Raw genomic sequence first — 21674 nt, forward strand, 5'->3', positions numbered from 1 at the left:
ACCTCTCAGGGGACGACGACGGGAGTGGGTCGGGGAACAGGGCTGAGCGCGTCTCGCCAGACCGACCAGGTCTGGTCGAGCGGGCTCGCGTGGGTGTCGGCACCGAGGAAGCGGCTCACGGCGCCGGGTTCGTCGAGGTCGAGCACGGTGCCGGCGGGGCCGATGGGCGGCGGCCGGAACCCGAGTGCGCTGACGGTGTCGAGGACGCGGTGCTCCCCGAGGACACCGACCATCGGAGCTCCGCCCTCGACGACGAGTCGTTCGTGGAGGATCGGCCCGTCGTCGTCGCCCGCGGCGAGGGTCGTGTCGATCCATCCGCCGCGCTCGCCGGAACGACCGAGCACGAGGGTCTCCCGGAGCAGGGCGACACCGCCACCGGTGAGCCGGACGTCCATCCGCCGTACGACGGCGGCACCGTCGCTCACGACGAACGGCAGCCCGGCCCACGCGAGGGAGGCGTCGCGACCGACGCGCACCGTGACCGTCCACGTGGAGGGTCGTCCGTCGGCCCGGTACGCCACGGTGCCGCCGATCTCCTCGAGGTCGAGCGTGCAGCCGTCGCCGACGTCGACCTCGATCGACACCTCGTCGCCGCCGAGGAGGAGCGCACCACCCGCGACGAGGGCGATGCGGGCGGAGGACGGCCCGCGTTCGACGAGACGCGGCACGACGGCTCCCGCTCCGAGGACCACGCGTGCGCGTTCGACGCCGCTCGAGACCTCGATCCGTGTGCTGCTCATGGTCGTCGTCGCCATCCTCGCTGCGTGTCAGTGCCCGGTGCCCGGATGGTCAGTGCTGGTGCGCGCCGACCGTGGCGTCGTCGTGGGCGTGGGCGGTGTGGGTGTGGGTGTGGGCGTCGTCGTGCGCGTGGCTGTGGGTGTGTCCGCCGCCGTCCTCGTCGGCGTGGAAGTGCGGAGCCATCGGGCCAGGGTCCTGCGGCACGTGCGTGCCGGCGCGGTGCGCCGACAGCATCGAGAGCACCCAGGCGCGCAGGGTCGCGACGGACGCCTCGTCGGTGCGGGACAGTGCGAGGACCGGGCGCCCCTCGCGGGCCGCCGTCGCATCGGCGACCATGAGTTCGACGTCCACGCCGACGTAGGGCGCGAGGTCGGTCTTGTTCACGATGAGCAGGTCTGCGCCGGTGATGCCGGGGCCACCCTTCCGCGCGACGTCGCCGCCACCTGCGACGTCGAGCACGAACAGCTGTGCGTCGACGAGCGCCGGAGAGAAAGTGGCCGTGAGGTTGTCGCCGCCGGACTCGATGATGACGACGTCGAGCGGCGTGAAGTCGCGTTCGAGGTCTTCGGCCGCGAGCAGGTTGGCGGTGACGTCGTCGCGGATCGCCGTGTGCGGGCAGGCACCGGTCTCGACCGCGCGGATGCGCTCGGGCTCGAGGACGCCGGCGGAACGGAGGAACCGGGCGTCCTCGTCGGTGTAGATGTCGTTGGTGATGACGCCCAGTCGGAGTTCCTGGGCGAGCACCCGGCAGACCGTCGCGATGAGCGACGACTTCCCGGTGCCGACGGGCCCGGCGACCCCGAGTCGCAGTGCGCGTCCGGCGGTCGAGGTGGACGGGATGGGCGTGGTGGGTTCAGGCACGGAACAACCTCCGGTCGAGGAGGGCGTGGGCCTCGGCCCAGCCCTCCGATTGTGGTGAGCCGGAGGCGGGGATCGCCTCCGGGGTGGTGATGGCTGCGATGTCGACGACGAGGTGGTCCACGGCGGCGCAGGCGCGCAGGACGGCGACGGTCGCGTCGGCCGGGTCGCCGGGCTGCAGCTTCAACATGGCGGCAGCAGCGGTCTGCGCATCGTCGTAGACGCTGACCCGGACGAGGTCGACGGCGGTCAGTCCTCCGGCGGCCGCGATCATGCCGAGCACGACGGGGCGGGAGACGGCTCGTCCGGCGGAGCGGTGCATCGCGATGACGGTCGACTCCGGCCACACGATCGCGGCCAGGCGGAGCAGACCACGGCCGAGCACCCGCGCCGCCTCACGCATGGCGGGGCTCGGCGTGCGGGCGGCCCACGCCCGTTCGATTGATCGGAGCACCACGGCCTGCTCGTCCTGCCCTGCCGTCAGCAGCGCATGACGAGCGACGACTGCGGTCCCGGCGTCGACGAGGGTCGTCGTGAGCGCGCGACCGTCGAGGAAGGCGGCGAGCTGCGCCGCGCGGAGCCCGCCGGCGAAGGCGGGTTCCAGGCCGGCGGAGTGCGCGTGCCCGCCCGAGGGGAGGCGCGCGTCCGCGAGCAGCATCGCGACCGTCGTCGAGGCCGGCGCGAGGAGCGTCGAGGTCGTCGACGCGTGCGCGCTGCGGTCGTGGATCATGCCGTGCACTCAGAACATCGTGTAGAGCTGGGCGAGCGGGAGGCTGGAGGCGGGCGCCGGCACGACCGGTTCGCCGTCGATCGAGATACCGAACGTGTCCGCGTCGATGTCGATCCGCGGGAGCGCGTCGTTGTTCTTGAGGTCGTGCTTCCGGACGTGCCTCGTGGGTCGGACGGCGGCGAGGCGTCTCCGGAGCCCCAGCCGTTCGGCGAGCCCATCGTCGAGGGCCGTGGGCGAGACGAAGGTCGTCGAGAGGTCGGCACCGATCACATCCAGGAACGCCGGGCGCATGAGCACGGGCTGCGGTGTCGGGATCGACGCGTTCGGGTCGCCGAGCGCTCCCCAGACGAGGCCGCCACCTTTCATGACGACCGCGGGACGGACGCCGAAGAACCGGGGGTCCCACAGCACGAGGTCGGCCATCCGGCCCGGCTCGACGGAGCCGACCTCGTGGTCGATGCCGTGCGCGATCGCCGGGTTCACGGTGTACTTCGCGACGTAGCGTCTGGCGCGCTCGTTGTCGGCCGGGAGGGATTCGCCGAGCGGCCCCCGGCGGGCCTTCATGACGTGGGCGACCTGCCAGGTGCGGGTCACGACCTCGCCGATCCGGCCCATCGCCTGCGCGTCGGAGGCGACGACCGACAGGGCCCCGAGGTCGTGCAGGATGTCCTCGGCGGCGATCGTGGAGGCCCGGATGCGGGATTCGGCGAACGCGAGGTCCTCGGGCACCGAGGGATTCAGGTGGTGGCACACCATGAGCATGTCGAGGTGCTCGGCGACGGTGTTCACCGTGTGGGGGAGGGTCGGGTTGGTGGACCCGGGGATGATGTGGGGGAGTGACGCGATCGTCAGGATGTCCGGCGCGTGTCCGCCTCCGGCTCCCTCGACGTGGAAGGCGTGGATGCCGCGGCCGTCGATCGCGCCGACCGTCGACTCGACGAAGCCCGCCTCGTTCAGCGAGTCGGAGTGGAGTGCGACCTGCAGCCCGAACTCGTCGGCGGCGCGCAGGCTCGCGTCGATGGCCGCCGGCGTGGCACCCCAGTCCTCGTGCACCTTGTAGCCGGCCGCCCCGGCGAGGGCCTGCTCGGCGAAGGCTCCGGCGGAGACGGTGTTCCCCTTGCCGAGGAGGAGGACGTTGACGGGCAGGTGGTCCAGTGCACGATGCATGGTCGTGAGATGCCAGGCACCCGGGGTGACCGTGGTGGCCTTCGACCCCTCGGACGGGCCCGTGCCACCGCCGACGACGGTGGTCACACCGGTGGCGAGGGCCTCGTGGATCTGCGACGGGGAGATGAGGTGGACGTGGGAGTCGATGGCGCCGGCGGTGAGGATGCGGCCCTCGCCGGAGATGACGTCGGTCGACGGACCGATGACGAGGTCGGGGTGGACGCCGTCGGCGATGTCGGGGTTCCCGGAGCGGCCGAGCGCGACGATCCGTCCGTCACGGATGCCGACGTCGGCGCGGACGACACCCCACCAGTCGAGCACGATCGCGTTCGTGATGACGGTGTCGAGAGCTCCGTCCGCGCGGGTCCTCGTCGACTGCGCCATCGACTCCCGGATGGACTTGCCGCCGCCGAAGACGGCCTCCTCGCCGCCGACGGTCAGATCCCGTTCGATCTCGATCCACAGGTCGGTGTCGCCCAGGCGCACCTGGTCGCCGGTGGTCGGGCCGTAGACGGCGGCGTAACGTTCACGGTCGATGCGGACCATCGAGTTCCCCTCGGTCGGTGCGGGCGATGCGGATGCCGGGCACGAGACGCAGCCCGCGGAGTGCGACGGCGTCGAGGCTTCTCGACGCTCCGGGTTCGAAGCGCTGCGAGGTCCCGGACGGGATGTCGAGTCGGAAGCCCCTGGCGGCCTCACGATCGAAGTCCAACGCCGCGTTCGCATCGGGCAGATGCAGATGCGAACCGATCTGGACCGGCCGGTCGCCGGTGTTCACGATGACGAGGGTGATGCGTTCGTCGTCGCGCCGGTCGGCGTTCAACTCGATCTCACCGGGCCGGACCCGGATCGCCCCCGGGCCGCTGCGTGTCGTGCCTGCCATGTCTGCTCCCGTCAGTCGATCGGATGGTGGAGGGTGACGAGCTTGCGCCCGTCGGGGAACATCGCCTCGATCTGGACGTCGGCGATCATGTCGGCGACGCCGTCCATCACCTGATCACGGGTGAGGACGCGGCGGCCGTCGTCCATCAGTGTGGCGACCTCGACACCTTCACGCGCCCGCTCGATCACCCAGGTGCTGAGCAGGGCGACGGCCTCGGGATGGTTGAGGCGCACGCCTCGTCCGAGGCGGTCTCTCGCCACCATGCCGGCGACGGCCAGCAGGAGTTTCTCGGTGTCACCGGGGGTCAGATGCATGTCAGGATTCTGCCACCGAGGTGCGGCTTCGACGAGGGTGATCGTGTCGCAACGACTCCACATCGTTGATTTCCCGGGGTTTCCGCGCGAGGAGTTAACGAGACTGTGACATCTGCGAAATGTCAGAGCAATGCCACACCCACACGATGGCTCCAAGCGTTCCAACCACCACTCCCCATCCGCCGCACCGCCGATCGGAGACCCATGTCCAGCCGCCTTGATGTCGCACCACCGTCCGAACCGACCGATCCGAACCAGCCAGACGTGGCCGCCCAGGGCGCCGCGATCTCGGCCACGAAGGAGAGCCTGGAGGACTACACCCTCCGGTTCGCGCCGCGCAGCTACCGCAAGTGGGGAGCGGGTGTCGTCGCGACGAGCGCCCTCGGCGGCATCGCCTACCTCGCCGACTTCTCGATCGGCGCCAACATCGGCATGGCGCACGGCACCACCAACGCGCTGCTCGGGATCGCCGTCGCCGCCCTCGTCATCTTCGTCACGGGCCTCCCGCTGGCGTACTACGCCGCGCGGTACAACATCGACCTCGACCTCATCACCCGCGGCTCGGGCTTCGGCTACTCCGGCTCCATCATCACCAACGTGATCTTCGCGACCTTCACCTTCATCTTCTTCGCGCTCGAGGGCTCGATCATGGCGCAGGGCCTGGAACTCGGCCTCGGCATCCCGAGACAGATCGGGTACGCGCTCTCGACGCTCATCGTCATCCCCCTCGTCATCTACGGCATGAAGGTGCTGTCGAAGGTGCAGGTGTGGACGACACCGCTCTGGCTCGTCCTCATGGTCATCCCCTTCGGCTACCTGATCGCAACGCACCCCGACTCGGTGGGCGACTTCTTCGCCTACCAGGGCGAGAACGGTGACGGCGGACTCAGCCTCGCGTCGGTCATGCTCGCCGCCGGTGTCTGCCTGTCACTCATCGCGCAGATCGCGGAGCAGATCGACTACCTGCGCTTCATGCCGCCGAAGACCCGCGAGAACCGCGTGTCCTGGTGGCGTGCCGTCATCATCGCCGGCCCCGGCTGGGTCGTGTTCGGCGCGCTCAAGCAGGCCATCGGTCTCTTCATCACCGTGTACCTCATCGCCACGCTCGACCCGGCCGCGGCCGCGACGGCGAACGAGCCCGTCCACCAGTTCCTCGGCGTGTACGAGCAGATGATGCCCGGCTGGCTCGCCCTGACGCTCGCGGTCGTCCTCGTCGTCATCTCGCAGGTGAAGATCAACGTGACGAACGCCTACTCCGGATCCCTCGCCTGGACGAACTCGTTCACCCGGGTCACGAAGACCTACCCGGGGCGGATGGTGTTCGTGATCGTGAACCTCGCGATCGCGCTGCTGCTCATGGAGCTGAACATGTTCGACTTCCTGAACACCATCCTCGGGTTCTACGCGAACTGCGCGATGGCGTGGATCGTGACGGTCGCGACCGACATCGCGATCAACAAGTACGTGCTGAAGCTCTCGCCGAAGCGGCCGGAGTTCCGCCGAGGCATGCTGTACGCCTGGAACCCGGTCGGTGTGGTGTCCCTCGCCCTGTCCGCCGGGGTGTCGATCGCGGTGTTCTTCGGTGCCTTCGGGCCGGCCGTGCAGCCGTACTCGCCGATCTTCGCCGTCATGATCGCCTGCATCGCGACGCCGCTCATGGCGATCATCACCAAGGGGCGGTTCTACCTGCGACGCACGGACGACGGCATCGACCTGCCGATGTTCGACGCCGACGGCAACCCGTCCGGAGAGCTGCTGCGGTGTCACGTGACCGGCCTCTCGTTCGAGCGTCCCGACATGGTGCGCTCGGCCGAGGACGGCCCCGGCGGCGAGCCGCAGTACATCTCGTCGCTCGCGCTCGCCACCGATCGGACCGGTCGGTACGTCCTGCCGGCGCAGCCGAAATCAGTCTGAAACGTGCCTCTGCCAGGATCGACGCGTTCGGTCCTGGCAGCGGCGCGTCCGGTAGCAGGACCGTTCCGGACGGCTCGCTGACGACGAGGGTGGAGGCGACATGACGACGTCGAGACCGCCACGCGCCCAGACCGGCCCGGCCCGCTTCGCGACGGAGGACGGACTCGAGGACTACGCGCTCCGCTACGTGCCCCGCAGCTTCCGCCGATGGTCAGCGGGCGCGGTCGGGGCCACCGCGCTCGGGAGCATCGCGTTCCTCGCCGACTTCTCCATCGGCGCCGGGATCGGCCTCGCGCACGGCGCGCTCAACGCGATCGTCGGGATCCTGCTCGCCTCGGTGCTCATCTTCATCATCGGGTACCCGATCGCCCGTCACGCCGCGCGGTTCAACCTCGACCTCGACCTCATCACCAGGGGCGCCGGTTTCGGGTACGCGGGCTCGGTGATCACGAACGCGGTGTTCGCGTCGTTCACGATCATCTTCTTCGCCCTCGAGGGCGCCATCATGGCGCAGGGGCTGTCCGTGGGGATCGGGATCCCGCTCCCGATCGGGTACCTCATCGCGACGATCGTCGTCATCCCGATCGTGATCTACGGCATGCGCGCACTCGAGCGCGTGCAGCGGTGGACGACCCCGCTGTGGTTGGGCCTCGCGCTGCTCCCGGTCGGGATCCTCGTCCTCGCCGACCCCGGAGCGGTCTCCACCTTCCTCGAGTTCCCCGGGAGCGACGGTGGTCCGTCCGGAGGGTCGCTCCTCGACCCGGCGTCCGTCGTCCTGAGCGCGAGCGTCTGTTTCGCCCTCATCCCGCAGCTGGCGGAGCAGATCGACTATCTCCGGCTGATGCCGCCCCGAACCGCTGCGACGAAGCGGGGCTGGCGCACCTCCTTCGTGCTCGCCGGCCCCGGCTGGGTGATCTTCAGCGGCGTGAAGCAGCTCATCGGCGTCTTCCTCGCGGTCTACCTCGTCTCCGTGGTGGATCCGACCCTCGGCTCGTTGGCGACCGAACCGATCAGGCAGTTCCTCGGCGTGTACGAGACGATCATGCCGCGCTGGGTCGCCGTCGTGCTCGCCCTGCTGCTCGTGATCCTGGCCCAGATCAAGATCAACGTCACGAACGCGTACTCCGGCTCGCTCGCGCTCACGAACGTGACCACGCGCCTGTTCCGGCGGTACCCGGGTCGGGCGGCGTTCGTCGTCGTGAACGTCGGCGTCGCGCTCCTGCTCATGCAGTTCAACGTCTTCACCCTGTTGACGACGGTGCTCGGATTCTCGGCGCACTTCTCACTGGCGTGGCTCGTCACCGTCGCGGTGGACCTCACCGTCAACCGACGTCTCCTCCGGCTCTCGCCGGCGACGCCCGAATTCCGCCGCGGAATGCTCTACTCGTGGAATCCTGTAGGGATGGTGTCGTTCCTCCTCGCGACCGCCCTGTCGATGGCGGTGTACTTCGGTGCGCTCGGGCAGGCCGTGGCACCGTACTCGGTCCTCGTCGCGATCGGTGTCGCGGTCGTCGCCACGCCGCTCATGGCGATCCTCACGCGCGGCCGGTTCGCCCTGCGGCGGAGCGACGACGGCATCGACACCCCACGCTACGACCGCGACGGCACCGCATCGGCCGAGCGGCTCCGCTGCCACGTCACCGGGTACCTCTTCGAGCGGCCAGACATGCTGCGTTCGGCGGAGCGCGCGCCCGACGGTGGCGTCCAGTACATCTCGTCGCTCGCGCTCGCCCTCGACCGTTCGGGCCGGTACGTCCTGCCGGCGGACCCACCGCGACGCAGGAGCCGGGCGTGACGGCCGTCGAGCCGTCGATCGGATCGAGCTCCGCCGAAGCGATCCTGCAGGCCGCCGCAGACCTCCTTCGCGAACACCCGTTCGACGACATCGGCTACGGCCAGCTCGGTGCACAGGCCGGCGTGTCCGAGCGCACGGTCTTCCGACAGTTCCCCACGCGAGAGCACCTGCTGGAGCGCCTCGCCGCGTGGATCTCGCAACACGGCTTCGAGCCGCCGAGGTTCCACAGCATCGCCGGGCTGCGCGCCGCGGTCCGGTCGGCGTTCCGTGCCTACGACGAAGCACCGGGGCAAGCCGCTCTGCTCGCCCGCGCCGAGACGATGGCGCCGGTGGGCGCCCAGGACGCCCGCAACGGGACGACGGCGCTCGCCACGGAACTCGACCGCCTGTTCCTGCGGGTCGCCCCTGGCCTGTCCTCGGTGGACCGGCGCCGCGGGGTGGCGTCGCTCCTGCTCGCAGCAGGACCGACGCACTGGGCGCGCATGCGCTCGGCGTTCGACTTCGACGGCGCGAGCAGCGCCGCGGTGTTCGACGCCGTCCTCGACACCACCCTCGCTTCGCTGCGTCTCGGTGCCACCGTCGTGGATGCGGACGGCGGGGTCGTGCCCGGAACCACTTCGACCGTCGAGCTCACCATGTCCGATGCCGTCCCCGAGCCGATGGACCCTCTCGGCGATCGCCACGACGAGCGGAATCCGCGCACCACGGAGCTGATCCTCACGACCTTCATCGAGCTCATCGAAGAGCTCGGCTCCGACGACGTCTCGTACAAGCTCATCGCCAGGAGGTCCGGGCTCGGTGAGCGCACGATCGCGCGGTACTTCCCGACGAGGTTCGACCTGGTGACGAGCCTCGCCCGTCATCTCGCCGATGAGGTCTTCGCCCCGTCCCACTCGTCGTCCGTGTTCGAGCTGCCGATCGTCATCCGCGAGTCGATGCTCCGTTTCGGTGAACGCCACGAGCTCGCGCACCTCGCCGCGGAGGCCTCGACGCGCACCTCGCACGGCGGTCTCCCGGCGCAGGCGCGGCGCATCGCGTCCCTGGTCGACGCGGAAGCCGTCGGGCTGGAGTCGGGTGTGCGTGCCGTCGTCATCGCCCGGCTGACGCACCTCGACAGCCCGGCGGCCTGGGCGACCCTCGCACGGTGGCACGGTCGCGACGTCTCCGCGATCGCCGACGCCGCGGCCTGGGCACTCGAATCAGCGCTCGACCCGCTCCGCGACAACGCCCTGCATCAGGCGCGCCGCGCGATCGGCACCGAGACGGGCGTCACCGGCCGGTCGGCGCCTCCGCCGCAGCCGGAACGCGGACGGTGAGGGCACCCGGCTCGATCCAGGCGTTGATCGCGACGGCCTTGCCGAAGCCGTCGCCGTCGAGTTCGATCTCCTCCGGCTTCGACATGCGGGCGACGAAGCGCTTCGCGGTGCCGTACCGGAGGTCGCCGTCGTCCTTCTGCTTGCCGGCGAGGGCCTTGCCCGCCTTCGTGCGACGGAGGACGCCGTTCACCCAGGCGACCTTCGCCCAGATGCGGATCCACCCGAGGATCCCGCCGGGGCGCATGAACATGAGGTCGAACAGGCCGTCGTCGACGACCGCGTCCGGCAGCAGCAGGATGTTGGCCGGCAGCGAACCGCAGTTGCCGATGATGACGGTGTGGACGGTCGCGCGGGTCTGCGGCTCGTCGTCGATGCGGAACCGCAGGTGCAGTTCGTCGGGGTCGCGCAGCGACTTCACGATCGCGTCGACGTAGGCGGCCCAACCGGCCTTCGCCTTGAGGTCGTCGTCGGTGTTCTTGATCATCTTCGCGTCGATGCCCATGCCGGCCATGACGACGAACACGTGGCGGTCGCGCGAGTGGTCGGCGCGCTCGATGTCGATGACGCCGAGGTCGATGGGCTTGTCGTCGCCGGTGAACGCCGTGACGACGGAGCCCGGGAGGTCGTTCAGGGTGAGGCTCAGGTTGCGGGCGAGCAGGTTGCCGGTGCCGGAGGGGAGGAGCGCGAGGGGGATCCCGCTGCCCCGCAAGGCCTCTGAGACAGCGCGGACCGTGCCGTCGCCGCCGGCCGCGATGACGAGGTCGACCTTCGCGGCGATCGCCTCGGCGGTGACGCCCTGGCCGACGTCGTCGATGCTCGTCTCGAACCAGAGCGACTCGCCCCAGCCCGCGTCGGCGGCGGAGCGGTCGACCGACTCCCGGAGTGCGTCGAGGTCGACCTTCACGGGGTTGTAGATGACGGCGGCGGTCTTGGTCGCCGTGGTGTCGCTCGGCGTGGTCGTGCTCTCAGGAGTCGTCATCCGATCAGCATAGGAGCGGAGACGCGGGTGAGGGGGATCCCGCTCACGGGTTGACGCGGCACGTGGGTTCTGTAGGCGGCGGAAGAGTATCGTTGAGTCCTTGCAGGCACCGTCCATGCCCGCCACGAACGCAGTGTCCGCGGCGGCCTCCCCATCGTGATTGCGACATCGTGAAGATCCTCTCCATCCAGTCAGCCGTGGCCTACGGGCACGTCGGCAACTCCGCGGCCGTGTTCCCCCTCCAGCGCATCGGCGTCGAGGTGATCCCGGTCAACACGGTGAACTTCTCGAACCACACCGGGTACGGCGCGTGGCGCGGGCCCCTGATCTCGCCCGAGCAGGTCGGCGAGGTCATCACCGGTGTCGAGGAGCGCGGTGCGTTCCCGCAGATCGACGTCGTGCTCTCGGGCTACCAGGGCGGCGTCGGCATCGGCGACGTCATCGTGGACGCGGTACAGCGGGTCAAGGCGGCGAACCCCGACGCGCTGTACGCGTGCGACCCGGTCATGGGCAACGCGAAGTCCGGCTGCTTCGTCGCCCCGGAGATCCCCGACCTGCTGCGCGACCGCGTCGTGCCGAACGCCGACATCATCACGCCGAACCAGTTCGAGCTGGGCTTCCTTACGGGCACCGAGCCCGCGTCCCTCGAGTCCACGCTGGCGTCGGTCGAACTCGCGCGCGCGATGGGTCCGTCGGTCGTCCTGGTGACGAGCGTCGAGCGTCCCGACCGCGACCCCGAGACGATCGAGATGCTCGTCGTGGACGATGCCGGTCGGTGGATCGTCCAGACGCCGCTGCTGCCGTTCAAGGCGAACGGTTCCGGCGACGTCACGGCCGCCCTGTTCGCCGCGCACTACGGTGAGACCCGCGACGCGAAGCTCGCCCTGGAGCGCACGGCGTCGAGTGTGTTCGACCTCGTCGAGCTCACGTACCGCTCGGGCCAGCGGGAGCTGCAGCTCGTCGAGGCGCAGGAGTTCTACGCGAACCCGCGGATGCAGTTCACCGCGACGGCGGTCTGAGCCGCTGAGGTCCCCTTCCGGTCCCTGAGCTCCCTTTCCGGTCCCTGAGCTCCCTTTCCGGTCCCTGAGCTCCCTTTCCGGTCCCTGAGCTTGTCGAAGGGCGGAGTTGTCCGTGTGCACTTCGACAGGCTCAGTGACCGGGGGCGGCTCAGCGACCGGGGAAGGTGTCTCGAACGGTTTTCGGTCCCTGAGCTTGTCGAAGGGCGGGGTTGTCCGTGTGCACTTCGACAGGCTCAGTGACCGGGGGCGGCTCAGTGACCGGGGAAGGTGTGTCGAACGGTTTCCGGTCCCTGAGCTTGTCGAAGGGCGCACTTCGACAAGCTCAGTGACCAGGGTGCTTCAGCGCTTCACTCACCGCACGGCGCGGCAGGCGAGGTGGAGCGCGAGGCGCACCTCCGGGTCCGCCATGTCGACGCCGAGGAGCTCCTGCGCGCGGGTGATCCGCGTCGCGACGGTGTTGCGGTGCAGTCCGAGTGCGGCGGCCGTCGGCGCGACCGCTGACTCGTGGTCGAGGTAGGCGGACAGCGTCGTCAGCAGCTCGCCGTTGCCGGTCTGCAACGGTGCGAGGAGCGACCGCGCAGCCGGGACGAAGGTGTCGTTGCCGGTCCACGCGAGCAGCAGCTGTTCCAGGCCGAGGCCGTCCACCCGCACGAACCAGCCCGTCGTGGACCGGTTCGCGGCGATGCGCACCGCGTCGGACGCCTCGCCGAGTGACGACGTCAGGCCCGCCGATCCGCTCGCCAGCGACCCGACGGCCGTCGCGACGTTGAACGAGCGCCGCGCCTCCACGTGCAGGTCGCGGAGGGCGGCGATGTACCGCTCGACCTGCGGCGGCTCCGGCGGTTCGGCGAAGGTCAGCCAACCGCTCACCCCGCGGCCGCTCGTCGTCGCGTGGGAGTCCACGGCGATCCGCCCGAGCGCGCCGGTCACGAAGCGGAGGAGTTGCAGGGCGTCCACCCGGCTCCGGCCGACGATCCGGAACGCGAGGTGGTAGCCGGTCGTCCTCCAGCCCCGCTCGAGCATGCGGCGTTCGACGTCGGGATCGGGGCGGCCTCGGAGGTCCACGAAGTCCCGCAGGACGCCGGACGACACGGACGCGTCACTGACCTCGGCGACCTCGTCGATGAGGATCCGCGCCGCGACGGCGGGCATGGCGACCTCGGCGGCGACCGCGAGCGCACTCAGCTGTCGGTCGTCGAGTCCGTCACCGAAGAACGCGACCCGGAGGCCCTCCCGACTCGGGCTGTCCACCCGGACCGATGCCGCCGCGCCGCGCCCGGCCTTCGTCAGGTCGACCCAGGGGCCGAAGTCGATCGCCGCGTGCACCTCGGACGGCAACCGCCCGCCGGCCTCGAGCAGGACGCCCTCACTGTCGATGAGGGCGATCCCGTGGCCGATGCTCGTCGAGAGGTGGCGGAGGAGGTCGGCCAGGCCCTCGGCGTGGTACTCGATGGACTGCGCGACCTTGCGGACGTACCCGAGGGTCAGGGAGTCGCGGGCCTCGACGAGCTGCCAGCACGCCTTCGCGAGCAGCATCGGTCGGTCGACGTGCAGGAGCGAGAAGCCGAGTCGGTCGGCGAGCGCGCGCGTCCCCGCGCCGAAGCCGTCGGCCTCCGGGATCGCCAGGGCGAGGAAGCCACGATCCCGGGTGCGACGGACGAGTGCGTCCTGCTGCCACGGCCTCGTGGGTGGGGCTCCGGTCACCACGGCCAGTCGTCCGGCGCCGTCCTCGGGGAGGGCCGCCTCGTTCGTCTCGACCACGACGCCGGCCCAGTTGGCGTCGGCCGGGCCGGCGACGAGCCGCACGCCGCCGTTGTCGGGGTGGACGAGGAGCGCACCCAACTGCAGGCGATCGCTCATGCCGGGACCTCGTCGGTTCGGACCTCGTCGAGCTCGTCCAGGCCGTAAGCGGACGGGAGCACATGGCGGAGTCGCTCCGGGGAGCCGGACCACCAGTCCGGACCGTCGACCCGGATGACGGCGATGTGTCTCGCCATCGAGATCGCCGTGACCTCGAGGATGTCCCGGGAGACCGCGTCGACCACGACGATGAGGTCCGGCGCGGCGGCTTCGAGTCGTCCGTCGGTAATGAAAGCGAGCGTCTCGGAGCGGGCGACGAGACGGTGCAGCGCGCCACTGCTCCCGTCGATCCCGAAGGTGAGCACGTGCGGGTCCCGGGAGTCCGGCTCGATGCTGCTGACCCGTCCCTCCGCGAGGAGCCGTCCACCCAGCGACTCGGCCAGGGCGGTCAGCGGGCCGTCGATCCGCGCGAGGAACGCCCCGCCCAGCTCGAGTGCCCGGGCGGCGTTCCCGACGATGGCGTGCGCTCGGAGGTCGCCGACGGTGAAGCCAGCGAACACCATGCCGCCACTGCCGCCGGCCTGCACGATCGCCGCGCGGACGACGCGTTCGATGTCGAGGGCCCGCTCCGTCTCGACGAGGGCGACCCCGCCGGCACCGGTGTCGCAGGTGACGACGATGCCTGGGACCTCGTCCACGAGGATCGACATCTGGTCGAGCGAGGGGACGGCGCGTCCGGTCAGATCAGCGTCGACGATCGTCCGCCCCGCGGCGAACGCGAAGGGGGTGAGCCCGTTGACCCCGCCACCCTCCAACGAACAGATGGCCGGGATGCGGTGTCCGAGCCAGCGTTCCGCAGCTCCGATCAGCCGCCCGAACGGATCCGTGCCGGGCAGGCGCTCGCTGAGCAGCATCGTGGAACCGACGAAGCCGACGGCGAGACACGGGGTCTCCGGGTCGAGGTCGTCGACGCTGTGGAGGTCGAACGGCCAGGCGCGCTCGTCGCGGAGCGCCAGCTCGAGCATCGTCGTCGCGCCGCCACCTCCCGAGCCCAGGATCGCGAACCCCGTCGCCAGGGCGGGGAGGCGATCGCGCTCGAGGAGGGTCGGCATGCCCTCAGCCTAGGCTCGGGAGTCCCTGGTGCTTGAGAAGCTGGTCGGAGCTGCCGTCTCCCGCTCGTGGAGACGCTTCGTGATCTGGTCTGCCAGCACGGATCGGCCGTAGTGGTCATGCACGTCTGTGGCCGCGCACCAGTCGTGCTTCGCCGGGTCGTCGAGTTTGCCGAGGATTTCGATCACATGGCCCCAGGGCAATGCGCCAACGGGCCGTTGGCGAATTGCCGACGGGTCTGGCCATGCCTCAAAGTAGGGACGCATGTAGCGGCTGCTGCCGATCAACCGTTGTTCCTGACAGCGTCCTTCGTCGCCCTGGCGAACGCATCCGCGGCTTCCGCAGCCGCTGCCTCGCCCTCCACCGGGACGAACGGCTCCGTCAGCCCGAACGCGGTCGGTCCGAAGGCACGCAGTGCGTCCGGCGTGCGCATGAGTGCCGGCGTCGAGATCCCGAGGACCCGGACCCGTTGGCCGTAGCGGAGCCCCTCCGTGGTGATCGGCTCGGCGGTCTCGTGGTCGACGATGCAGATGAGGTCCGGCACGATCGCGACGACCTCACCGTTCCACCGGGCGATGAGGTTCTCGTTCTGGAACGAGATCTCGAGGCGTTCGGAGCTCGACGGGTCGGCCGACCAGATGACGGCCGTGCCCTTGGCGAAGCCCTCGGTGGTGCGACGCTCCACGTCGGCCACCTTCCCGACGAACAGCTCCCGCACGTGGGAGTAGAGCGTCGTGGAGAGCGTGTCGGCGATGGCGGCGAACGGTGAACGGTGCTCCTCGCGCGCGACCCGGATCGCCCGGCCGAGGGCCAGCGCCATCGAGATCGTCCGCGGCACCGCGGTGCGACGCACGTCCGCCCCGCTCATCGCGTACTCGGCGATGTGGGCGACGCCGCCGAGACGGATCGCGATGCCGCGCGCCAACCACTCCATCTGTCGGTCGTCGTCGCCGGTGTCGATGATCACGCGCTCGCCGCGTTCCCCGGCGATGGCGAGCGGCGACCCATGCACGCCGTACACCGCGAAGGTCTCCATGGAGAGCTCCGGGAAGGCCCGGCCCATGCCGTCGGCGTCGACGACCGGCAGCCCGGTCTCGGCGGCCACGATGAGCGGGATCATCGAGTTGATGCCACCGCACTCGATCGGCATGGTCGCGTCGGCGGTGCGCCCGAGGTGCTCCTCGAGCGTCCGCAGGGCGAGTGTCGGTTCGAACCCGGCCGGGATCTTCTCGACCATGACCGTCGGAGCGCCCATCTGCGCGGTGGGGATGACGAAGAGGTCGTCGGCGAGGTCGTCGGGGTCGAGGATCGTGATGGAGCGGTCGCCGAGCACCTGCTTCACGAGCATCATGCCGATGTAGGGGTCGCCTCCGCCGCCGGTCCCGAGGAGGGTGGCGCCTCGGGCGAGGTCGGGCAGGTCGTCCGCGGTCAGCGTCCAGCTCATGCGGCGACCTCCGGCGCGTCAGGCGCAGGCGTCTCGGCCGTGCCGTCGAAGCGGTGCGACGGCACTTCGTACCCGAAGTACCCCGGCCCGACCATCGCGAGCGCCTGGGGGCTGTGCCAGCGGTCGTCGCTCGGCGCCGAGATCACGCGGACCCGCTGTCCGTAGCGGAGCCCCTCGGTGGTGATGGGCTCGCCGGAGTCGTGCTCGAGCACCATGATGAGGTCGGGCGTCGTCACGAGGGTGACGCCGTCGAGCGCCGCCATGAGGTGCTCGTTCTGGAACGACAGCTCGAGGCTCGCGTCGGCCCCGTCGATCCGTGCGCGACCGCGAGCGAACCCGGTGGTGGTCGCGCGCTCGACGTCGACGACCTTGCCGGAGAACAGCTCGCGACCGCCGAGCAGCTGCACGGTCCGCTCCACGGGGTCGGCCTTCTCGGCTCGGGCCGCTTCGATACCGTCGCCGATCTCGCGGCACAGCGACAGCGAGTCGGCGACGAGCGCCTCGCGTGCCTGCGCGCCGGACATCGGGAAGCCGGAGATCATGACCGAGCAGCCCATCTCGACACAGGCGACGCGGGCGATGCGTTCCGTCCAGCTGTTGTCGACGGTCGTGAGGACGCCGGTGTTGCCCTTCTCGTCGCTGAACGCGAGCGGGGAGGCGTCGACGCCGTACAGGGTCGGGAGCACCATCTGCAGCTCCGGGAAGGCTCGCCCCATCCCGTCGGCGTCGATGAGGGGGAGCCCGAGCGCTGCGGCTGCGGCGATCGGGATGGTCGAGTTCACACCGCCGACCTCGGCGCACGCGATGTGCGTGACCGGGCGACCCAGGGACGCGCTGAGGGCGTGGACCGGTGCCACGACCTCGGTGAGGCTCGGCAGCTTCTCGACCATGACGGTCGGGGCGCCCATCATCGCGACGGTGAGGACGAGCGCGTCGTCGGGGACCTCGTCGAGGGTGACGACGGTGACGTCGCCGTGCTCGCGGAGCGCCTGCGCGGCGAGGAGTGCGCCGATGTACGGATCGCCGCCGCCGCCGGTCCCGAGGACGGCGGCTCCGCGGGCGAGGCCGGGGATGAGCTCGGCCGAGATGGTCCAGCTCATCGGAGGCCTCCCATGTCGAGGTCGCCGACGGCCTTCACCCGGATGCGCGTGGCGTTCCCGGGGAGATAGGGGATCGGGACCTCGTCGAAATCGACGATCGCGACCGACGCGGGGGAGGCGCCGGCCGCGATCGCCTTGTCGATCGCCTCGGCACGGACCTCGGCGATCGCCTCCTCACGCCGGCCGGGTTCGATGGCGTAGACCTTGTCGATCTCGCCCCCGACCTGCGCGATGGAAGCACCGATGGCATTCGCCACGGCATAGTTGTCGGGCCGGTGGACGGCGCCGAAGATGGGGAGTTCGTCTGAGAGCAGGATCGACCCGCCGCCGACCGCCACCACGGGGATCGGCTCGGGGGAGGTGCGCATGCGGTCGACGGCCTCGGCGATGCGTTCGCCGATCCGCTCGAGGACGCGCTCCACGAAGACCGGGTCGAGGTGGGCGACCTTCGACGCGTCGCCGATCGACGCGCGACCGGCGGCCACGGCGATGTCCGTCGCCGTGAGGGTGCTGCCGCCGAAGACGAGGGCCTCGGTCATGAGCTTGTACCCGACGGACGCCGGCCCGACCTCGGCGGTCTCCTCGTCGACGATGCTGCCGCCGCCGATCCCGATGGACAGGACGTCGGGCATGCGGAAGTTGGTACGGATGCCGGCGACCTTGACCTCGTTCGCCGTCTCGCGGGGGAAGCCGTTGATGAGCAGGCCGATGTCCGCCGTGGTGCCGCCGATGTCGACGACCGCGCACGTCGCGAGTCCGCTCGTGAGTGCCGCCCCGCGCATCGAGTTGGTGGGGCCGGAGGCGAACGTCGCGACGGGGTAGAGGCGCACGTAGTCCTCGTCCATGAGCGTGCCGTCGTTCTGGCTGAGGAAGATGGGCGCCTTGATGCCCTGCTTCCGGACGGCGGCGGTGAGCCCGTCGACGATCTCCGAGGCGAGCTCGCGCAGGGCTGCGTTGATGATCGTCGCGTTCTCGCGTTCCAGGAGGCCGATGCGCCCGATCTCGTGCGAGAGCGAGATGGCGACGTCCGGGCCGAGCACGTCGCCGACGATCCGCGCCGCCTCGACCTCGAGGTCGTGGTTGACGGGGCTGAAGACGGAGGAGATCGCGACGGAGCGGATGCCGTTCGCACGCATGTCCTCGGCGTGTGCCCGCAGCTCGTCGGGGTCGATCGGCGAGATGGGGCGTCCGTCGAACTCGTAGCCGCCGTGCGCGAGGTAGCTGCGTGCGCTGATCGCCTCGACGAGCTCTGCCGGCCAGTCGACGAGCGGCGGCAGTGCGCGGGTGGCCGGGAGTCCGAGGCGCAGAGCCGCGGTGGGTGCGAGCCGCTTGGCCTGCACGAGGGCGTTGATGAAGTGCGTCGTGCCGATCATCACCGCGGTGATCTGCTCGCCATCGAAGTGGTGTCCGCTCCGCAGTTCGCCGATCGCCTGGACGATTCCGTCGGTCACGTCCGGGGTGGTCGCGTGCTTGACGGCCGCCAGGGTGGTGGTGCCGTCCATGAGCACGGCGTCGGTGTTGGTGCCGCCGACATCGATACCGATGTGCATATGAGGGGTTCGCTTTCTGTTGGTGCGGTGGAGCGGTGTGCGTTGGAACGGTCTGACGGGATGGAACGGGCGTCCCGCGGGTCAGCTCGAGGCGGTGGCGGGGCTGTCCGTCGTCACGTCCGCCTCGATCTGCGAGGTGTGGGCGACGCCGACACCGCGGACCAGGCCGAGCTTGCCGGCGGCGATGTACAGCACCATCGAGAGGATGAGCGACAGGACGGCGGGGATGCCCCAGGTGACGAAGTAGCCGGTGACCGCGGACACGGCCCAGATGATGATGGTCGCCGGGACGATGCGCGGTGCGGTCGTGGGCAGGCGGCCCGAGGCGCGGGTCTCGTCGAGCTCGCCGCGCCAGCGCTTCACGATGAAGTACTCGGCGACCATGATGCCGGCGATGGGCGGGAAAGCGACGCCGAGGATGATGAGGAATCCGGAGAACTGCCCGAGGATGCCGACCGCCGCGAGGATGGAGCCGACCACACCGAGCACGATGGTGGTGGTCACGCGGTTGAGGTTCTTGCCGAACGCGGTCGAGATGAAGTTGACCAGCCCGAGCGTCGAAGAGTACAGGTTCCAGTCGTTGATCTTGAGCGTCCCGGTGATGACGATGATGAGGCCGATGAGGCCGACCGACGACGTGACGATCGCGACGACGTTGCCCGAGGCTGCGGCGTGGGCGAGCAGGACCCCGGAGAGGCCGATGACGAACTCACCGAGCGAGACGCCGACGACGGTCTGCTTGATGACGTCGGCGCGGGACCGGTTGAAGCGGGTCATGTCGGCGGTGATGATGGCGCCGACGATGAGGCCGCCCGCGACGATGCCGGTGCCGGCCCAGACGCTCATGGTGGGGCCGGGTGCCGGGCCGGTGACGAGTTCCATGAAGTCGTGCTGGGTGAGTTCGCTGATGATCGACCAGCCGACGAGGATGAGGAACAGCGGGACGGTGATGTTCGCGAGCCACTGCATGCCCTTGAACCCGTAGGCGACGATGGCGGTGACGGCGAGGCCGAAGATGAGGCTCCAGGCCCACACCGGCATGAAGCCGGGCAGGAGGGCGTCGAGCGACTCGGCGGAGATCGCGCTCTGGATGCCGAACCAGCCGATGAGGCTGATGCCGATCGCGAGTCCGACGAGTGACGCGCCGATCTCGCCGAAGCCGGTCCAGCGGGCGAGGAGGGCGGTGTTGAGGCCCTCCTTCTGGCCGATGATGCCGACGATGCACATGATCACCTCGAGGATGATCGAGCCGAGGAGCAGGGCGAGGAACGCCTCGCCGAAGGTCATGCTGTAGCCGAGGGTGGCGCCGAGGAGGAACTGGGACAGGGCCGACACCTGTCCGAAGCGCTGGACGGCGATGCCGAACCAGGGCTTCTGTGCGTCGGGACGGACGCGGGACAGGGCGAAGTCGTCTGCGTGTGCCATGCGAGCCATGCTGGTCTCCAGAAGTGGGGGAGGGAGCGGTGCGGGTGGCGGCAACGTTACTGACGGCCCGCCCGCAGCAGAATGTGCATGATGCAGGAATCCGCGCGCGATATCAGCACTCTGCACAGGCACCCCGTCTCACCAGGTCGCTGAGTGACCCACCTGGTCCCTGGGCGACCCACCCGGTCCCTGAGCCTGTCGAAGGGGGTGTCCTCCGTGTGCACTTCGACAAGCTCAGTGACCGAGGAAGGCGGCTTGGTTGGTTTCGGTCGCTGAGTGACCCACCTGGTCCCTGAGCCTGTCGAAGGGGGTGTCCTCCGTGTGCACTTCGACAGGCTCAGTGACCGGGGAAGGAGGCTCAGTTTCCGAGGAAGGCGGCTTGGTTGGTTTCGGTCCCTGGGCCGGCTCAGAGCGAGGCCTGGATCACCTCGAAGGTCCGTGCCCCGTCGAGCGCCGCCATGTCGTGGCGGATCCCCGGGAACCGCGTGACGGTCCAGCCGAACCGTTCGTAGCGCTCGACGTCGGCTCTCGGAAGGACGAGCTTCGCGTCGTCCGACAGCACCAGCGTCGAGGGGACGGTCGGCGCCGACGGTGTCACGGGGTTCGCTGCGACGTCCTGCAGCACCTCCGCGACCATCGAGCGGTCCCACGCGGCATGGGCGGCCTCGGCGAGCGCGACGTTCGCGGGCCCCGTCGCGGGGTCCGTGCGGTCGTACAGCCAGGCTAAGAGCCGCGGCAGTCCTGGGATCGCCCAGAACAGGCGGGCTCCGAGACCGCGACCCGGGAGTTTCAGCCCGAACCCGGGATCGAGGTAGATCGCGTGCGCCGGGCGGAGCGGCCCCACGATGTCGATGAGGAGCCGCCCGCCGAGGGAGTGGCCCACGATCGCGTCGAGGCCGGTCGGCAGCGTGTCGACGAGGTCGGCCGCGAGTGAGGCGATGTCGTAGCGCTCGCCCCGGGTCCGATCGGCGCGTGGGCTGGAGCCGTGACCGCGCAGGTCGACGAGCAGGAACGTGTACCGCTCCGGGTCGGACGCTGCGACGACGTCGGTCCAGGCGGCTCCGTCGGCCAGGAACCCGTGGATGAGGGCGATCCGGACCGGTCCGTGCCCGCGTTCCTCGACGTGCAGTCGCATGGCCCTCCTCCGTCGGCGCTGGTGACGACTCTACGCGGCGACGCCGCGCTGCGTCGCTGTACTCAGGAGCGCACGAGCAACCAGGCGAACGCGGCGAAGGACACGAGTCCGAGTGCTGCGCCGACGATCGATCCGATGAGGCTGAAGGTGGGCCAGGGGGCGCCGGGTTGGCGACTCATCCTGATGCCCTGGGCGGCGAACAGCAGCGGCACGAAGCAGGCGAGCACCGAGAACGTCCATGACCCGCCGTCTCTCGCCGTCGCGGCGACGAGGTAGATGGAGAACGCGGCGATGGCGATACTGAGGATCGCGCACGCGCGCGCCGAGATCGGTTCGTTCTTCGCAGCCATGGGCTCAGGGTATCGAGTGGGGCAGCCGCCGACCAGAGAGCAGAATG

General features: G+C 70.1%; 20 protein-coding genes. 4 read left to right on the forward strand and 16 right to left on the reverse strand.

Going from position 1 to position 21674, the window contains the following annotated elements; translation table 11 throughout:
- Positions 1 to 5 precede the first annotated feature (5 nt).
- From IFR14_RS02150 to IFR14_RS02175, 6 genes are read right to left on the reverse strand one after another with little or no spacing between them, the layout of a single operon-like run.
- On the reverse strand, positions 6 to 740 hold the full coding sequence (locus tag IFR14_RS02150; protein ID WP_191940066.1) for an urease accessory protein UreD: 735 nt from the start codon (positions 738 to 740) through the stop codon (positions 6 to 8).
- 49 nt (positions 741 to 789) lie between these two features.
- The gene (gene ureG / locus IFR14_RS02155; protein ID WP_446728071.1) at positions 790 to 1599 is read right to left on the reverse strand and encodes an urease accessory protein UreG; all 810 of its coding nucleotides are present in this window, start codon (positions 1597 to 1599) and stop codon (positions 790 to 792) included.
- Complete coding sequence (locus tag IFR14_RS02160; RefSeq protein WP_191940067.1) at positions 1592 to 2326, reverse strand: urease accessory protein UreF; 735 nt, start codon at positions 2324 to 2326, stop codon at positions 1592 to 1594. The genes ureG and IFR14_RS02160 overlap by 8 nt, the downstream gene beginning before the upstream one ends.
- A 9-nt stretch (positions 2327 to 2335) precedes the next feature.
- A complete protein-coding gene (locus tag IFR14_RS02165; protein ID WP_191940068.1) occupies positions 2336 to 4039 on the reverse strand; it encodes an urease subunit alpha in 1704 nt (567 codons plus the stop codon).
- Entirely contained in the window at positions 4020 to 4376 is a 357-nt protein-coding gene (gene ureB / locus IFR14_RS02170; protein WP_191940069.1) for an urease subunit beta, read from the reverse strand. Before ureB ends, IFR14_RS02165 begins: the two co-directional genes overlap by 20 nt.
- Positions 4377 to 4387: 11 nt before the next feature.
- Positions 4388 to 4690: an urease subunit gamma gene (locus IFR14_RS02175; protein ID WP_191940070.1), complete on the reverse strand. Its 303-nt coding sequence runs from the start codon at positions 4688 to 4690 to the stop codon at positions 4388 to 4390.
- A 204-nt stretch (positions 4691 to 4894) separates the two neighbouring features.
- Here IFR14_RS02175 and IFR14_RS02180 point away from each other — a divergent pair, with 204 nt between their 5' ends.
- The 3 genes from IFR14_RS02180 to IFR14_RS02190 all read left to right on the forward strand — a co-directional run bounded on the left by IFR14_RS02180 (position 4895) and on the right by IFR14_RS02190 (position 9715).
- Positions 4895 to 6604: a purine-cytosine permease family protein gene (locus IFR14_RS02180; protein WP_191940071.1), complete on the forward strand. Its 1710-nt coding sequence runs from the start codon at positions 4895 to 4897 to the stop codon at positions 6602 to 6604.
- A 100-nt stretch (positions 6605 to 6704) separates the two neighbouring features.
- On the forward strand, positions 6705 to 8399 hold the full coding sequence (locus IFR14_RS02185) for a purine-cytosine permease family protein (RefSeq protein WP_191940072.1): 1695 nt from the start codon (positions 6705 to 6707) through the stop codon (positions 8397 to 8399).
- Positions 8396 to 9715, forward strand: a complete 1320-nt coding sequence (locus IFR14_RS02190; RefSeq protein ID WP_191940073.1) for a TetR family transcriptional regulator — start codon at positions 8396 to 8398, stop codon at positions 9713 to 9715. Before IFR14_RS02185 ends, IFR14_RS02190 begins: the two co-directional genes overlap by 4 nt.
- On the opposite strand, the gene IFR14_RS02195 is transcribed toward IFR14_RS02190, so the two are convergent.
- Positions 9669 to 10694 (reverse strand): diacylglycerol/lipid kinase family protein, encoded by a 1026-nt coding sequence (locus IFR14_RS02195; protein ID WP_191940074.1) that lies wholly within the window; start codon positions 10692 to 10694, stop codon positions 9669 to 9671. The genes IFR14_RS02190 and IFR14_RS02195 overlap by 47 nt on opposite strands.
- A 170-nt stretch (positions 10695 to 10864) precedes the next feature.
- Between IFR14_RS02195 and pdxY the strand changes: the two genes are divergently transcribed.
- A complete protein-coding gene (gene pdxY, locus IFR14_RS02200; RefSeq protein WP_079704522.1) occupies positions 10865 to 11713 on the forward strand; it encodes a pyridoxal kinase PdxY in 849 nt (282 codons plus the stop codon).
- 351 nt (positions 11714 to 12064) lie between these two features.
- Here pdxY and IFR14_RS02205 read toward each other — a convergent pair whose 3' ends face one another.
- From IFR14_RS02205 to IFR14_RS02245, 9 genes are all read right to left on the reverse strand, one after another.
- Positions 12065 to 13573, reverse strand: a complete 1509-nt coding sequence (locus tag IFR14_RS02205) for a PucR family transcriptional regulator (RefSeq protein ID WP_191940075.1) — start codon at positions 13571 to 13573, stop codon at positions 12065 to 12067.
- Positions 13570 to 14625 (reverse strand): DUF917 domain-containing protein, encoded by a 1056-nt coding sequence (locus IFR14_RS02210; protein ID WP_191940076.1) that lies wholly within the window; start codon positions 14623 to 14625, stop codon positions 13570 to 13572. Before IFR14_RS02210 ends, IFR14_RS02205 begins: the two co-directional genes overlap by 4 nt.
- 9 nt (positions 14626 to 14634) lie before the next feature.
- Positions 14635 to 14889, reverse strand: coding sequence for a DUF1016 N-terminal domain-containing protein (locus IFR14_RS02215; protein ID WP_191941209.1), 255 nt, complete (start codon positions 14887 to 14889; stop codon positions 14635 to 14637).
- 17 nt (positions 14890 to 14906) lie between these two features.
- Complete coding sequence (locus IFR14_RS02220) at positions 14907 to 16067, reverse strand: DUF917 domain-containing protein (RefSeq protein WP_191940077.1); 1161 nt, start codon at positions 16065 to 16067, stop codon at positions 14907 to 14909.
- Positions 16064 to 17167: a DUF917 domain-containing protein gene (locus IFR14_RS02225; RefSeq protein WP_191940078.1), complete on the reverse strand. Its 1104-nt coding sequence runs from the start codon at positions 17165 to 17167 to the stop codon at positions 16064 to 16066. The genes IFR14_RS02220 and IFR14_RS02225 overlap by 4 nt, the downstream gene beginning before the upstream one ends.
- A complete protein-coding gene (locus tag IFR14_RS02230) occupies positions 17164 to 18717 on the reverse strand; it encodes a hydantoinase/oxoprolinase N-terminal domain-containing protein (RefSeq protein ID WP_191940079.1) in 1554 nt (517 codons plus the stop codon). The genes IFR14_RS02225 and IFR14_RS02230 overlap by 4 nt, the downstream gene beginning before the upstream one ends.
- 81 nt (positions 18718 to 18798) lie before the next feature.
- A complete protein-coding gene (locus tag IFR14_RS02235) occupies positions 18799 to 20151 on the reverse strand; it encodes a purine-cytosine permease family protein (protein ID WP_191940080.1) in 1353 nt (450 codons plus the stop codon).
- A 397-nt stretch (positions 20152 to 20548) separates the two neighbouring features.
- The gene (locus tag IFR14_RS02240; RefSeq protein ID WP_191940081.1) at positions 20549 to 21277 is read right to left on the reverse strand and encodes an alpha/beta hydrolase; all 729 of its coding nucleotides are present in this window, start codon (positions 21275 to 21277) and stop codon (positions 20549 to 20551) included.
- Positions 21278 to 21339: 62 nt separating this feature from the next.
- Positions 21340 to 21627, reverse strand: coding sequence for a hypothetical protein (locus tag IFR14_RS02245; RefSeq protein ID WP_191940082.1), 288 nt, complete (start codon positions 21625 to 21627; stop codon positions 21340 to 21342).
- Between the last annotated feature and the right edge of the window lie 47 nt (positions 21628 to 21674).

The sequence above is a fragment of the Plantibacter sp. CFBP 8775 genome, assembly GCF_014839505.1.
Lineage (GTDB): Bacteria > Actinomycetota > Actinomycetes > Actinomycetales > Microbacteriaceae > Plantibacter > Plantibacter auratus.

Bases quoted from the DNA above. Each gene is read 5' to 3' on its own strand.
- IFR14_RS02150 (WP_191940066.1), bottom strand. From the start codon at position 740: ATGAGCAGCACACGGATCGAGGTCTCGAGCGGCGTCGAACGCGCACGC.
- IFR14_RS02160 (WP_191940067.1), bottom strand. From the start codon at position 2,326: ATGATCCACGACCGCAGCGCGCACGCGTCGACGACCTCGACGCTCCTC.
- IFR14_RS02165 (WP_191940068.1), bottom strand. From the start codon at position 4,039: ATGGTCCGCATCGACCGTGAACGTTACGCCGCCGTCTACGGCCCGACC.
- ureB (WP_191940069.1), bottom strand. From the start codon at position 4,376: ATGGCAGGCACGACACGCAGCGGCCCGGGGGCGATCCGGGTCCGGCCC.
- IFR14_RS02175 (WP_191940070.1), bottom strand. From the start codon at position 4,690: ATGCATCTGACCCCCGGTGACACCGAGAAACTCCTGCTGGCCGTCGCC.
- IFR14_RS02180 (WP_191940071.1), top strand. From the start codon at position 4,895: ATGTCCAGCCGCCTTGATGTCGCACCACCGTCCGAACCGACCGATCCG.
- IFR14_RS02185 (WP_191940072.1), top strand. From the start codon at position 6,705: ATGACGACGTCGAGACCGCCACGCGCCCAGACCGGCCCGGCCCGCTTC.
- IFR14_RS02195 (WP_191940074.1), bottom strand. From the start codon at position 10,694: ATGACGACTCCTGAGAGCACGACCACGCCGAGCGACACCACGGCGACC.
- IFR14_RS02205 (WP_191940075.1), bottom strand. From the start codon at position 13,573: ATGAGCGATCGCCTGCAGTTGGGTGCGCTCCTCGTCCACCCCGACAAC.
- IFR14_RS02210 (WP_191940076.1), bottom strand. From the start codon at position 14,625: ATGCCGACCCTCCTCGAGCGCGATCGCCTCCCCGCCCTGGCGACGGGG.
- IFR14_RS02215 (WP_191941209.1), bottom strand. From the start codon at position 14,889: ATGCGTCCCTACTTTGAGGCATGGCCAGACCCGTCGGCAATTCGCCAA.
- IFR14_RS02220 (WP_191940077.1), bottom strand. From the start codon at position 16,067: ATGAGCTGGACGCTGACCGCGGACGACCTGCCCGACCTCGCCCGAGGC.
- IFR14_RS02225 (WP_191940078.1), bottom strand. From the start codon at position 17,167: ATGAGCTGGACCATCTCGGCCGAGCTCATCCCCGGCCTCGCCCGCGGA.
- IFR14_RS02230 (WP_191940079.1), bottom strand. From the start codon at position 18,717: ATGCACATCGGTATCGATGTCGGCGGCACCAACACCGACGCCGTGCTC.
- IFR14_RS02235 (WP_191940080.1), bottom strand. From the start codon at position 20,151: ATGGCTCGCATGGCACACGCAGACGACTTCGCCCTGTCCCGCGTCCGT.
- IFR14_RS02240 (WP_191940081.1), bottom strand. From the start codon at position 21,277: ATGCGACTGCACGTCGAGGAACGCGGGCACGGACCGGTCCGGATCGCC.
- IFR14_RS02245 (WP_191940082.1), bottom strand. From the start codon at position 21,627: ATGGCTGCGAAGAACGAACCGATCTCGGCGCGCGCGTGCGCGATCCTC.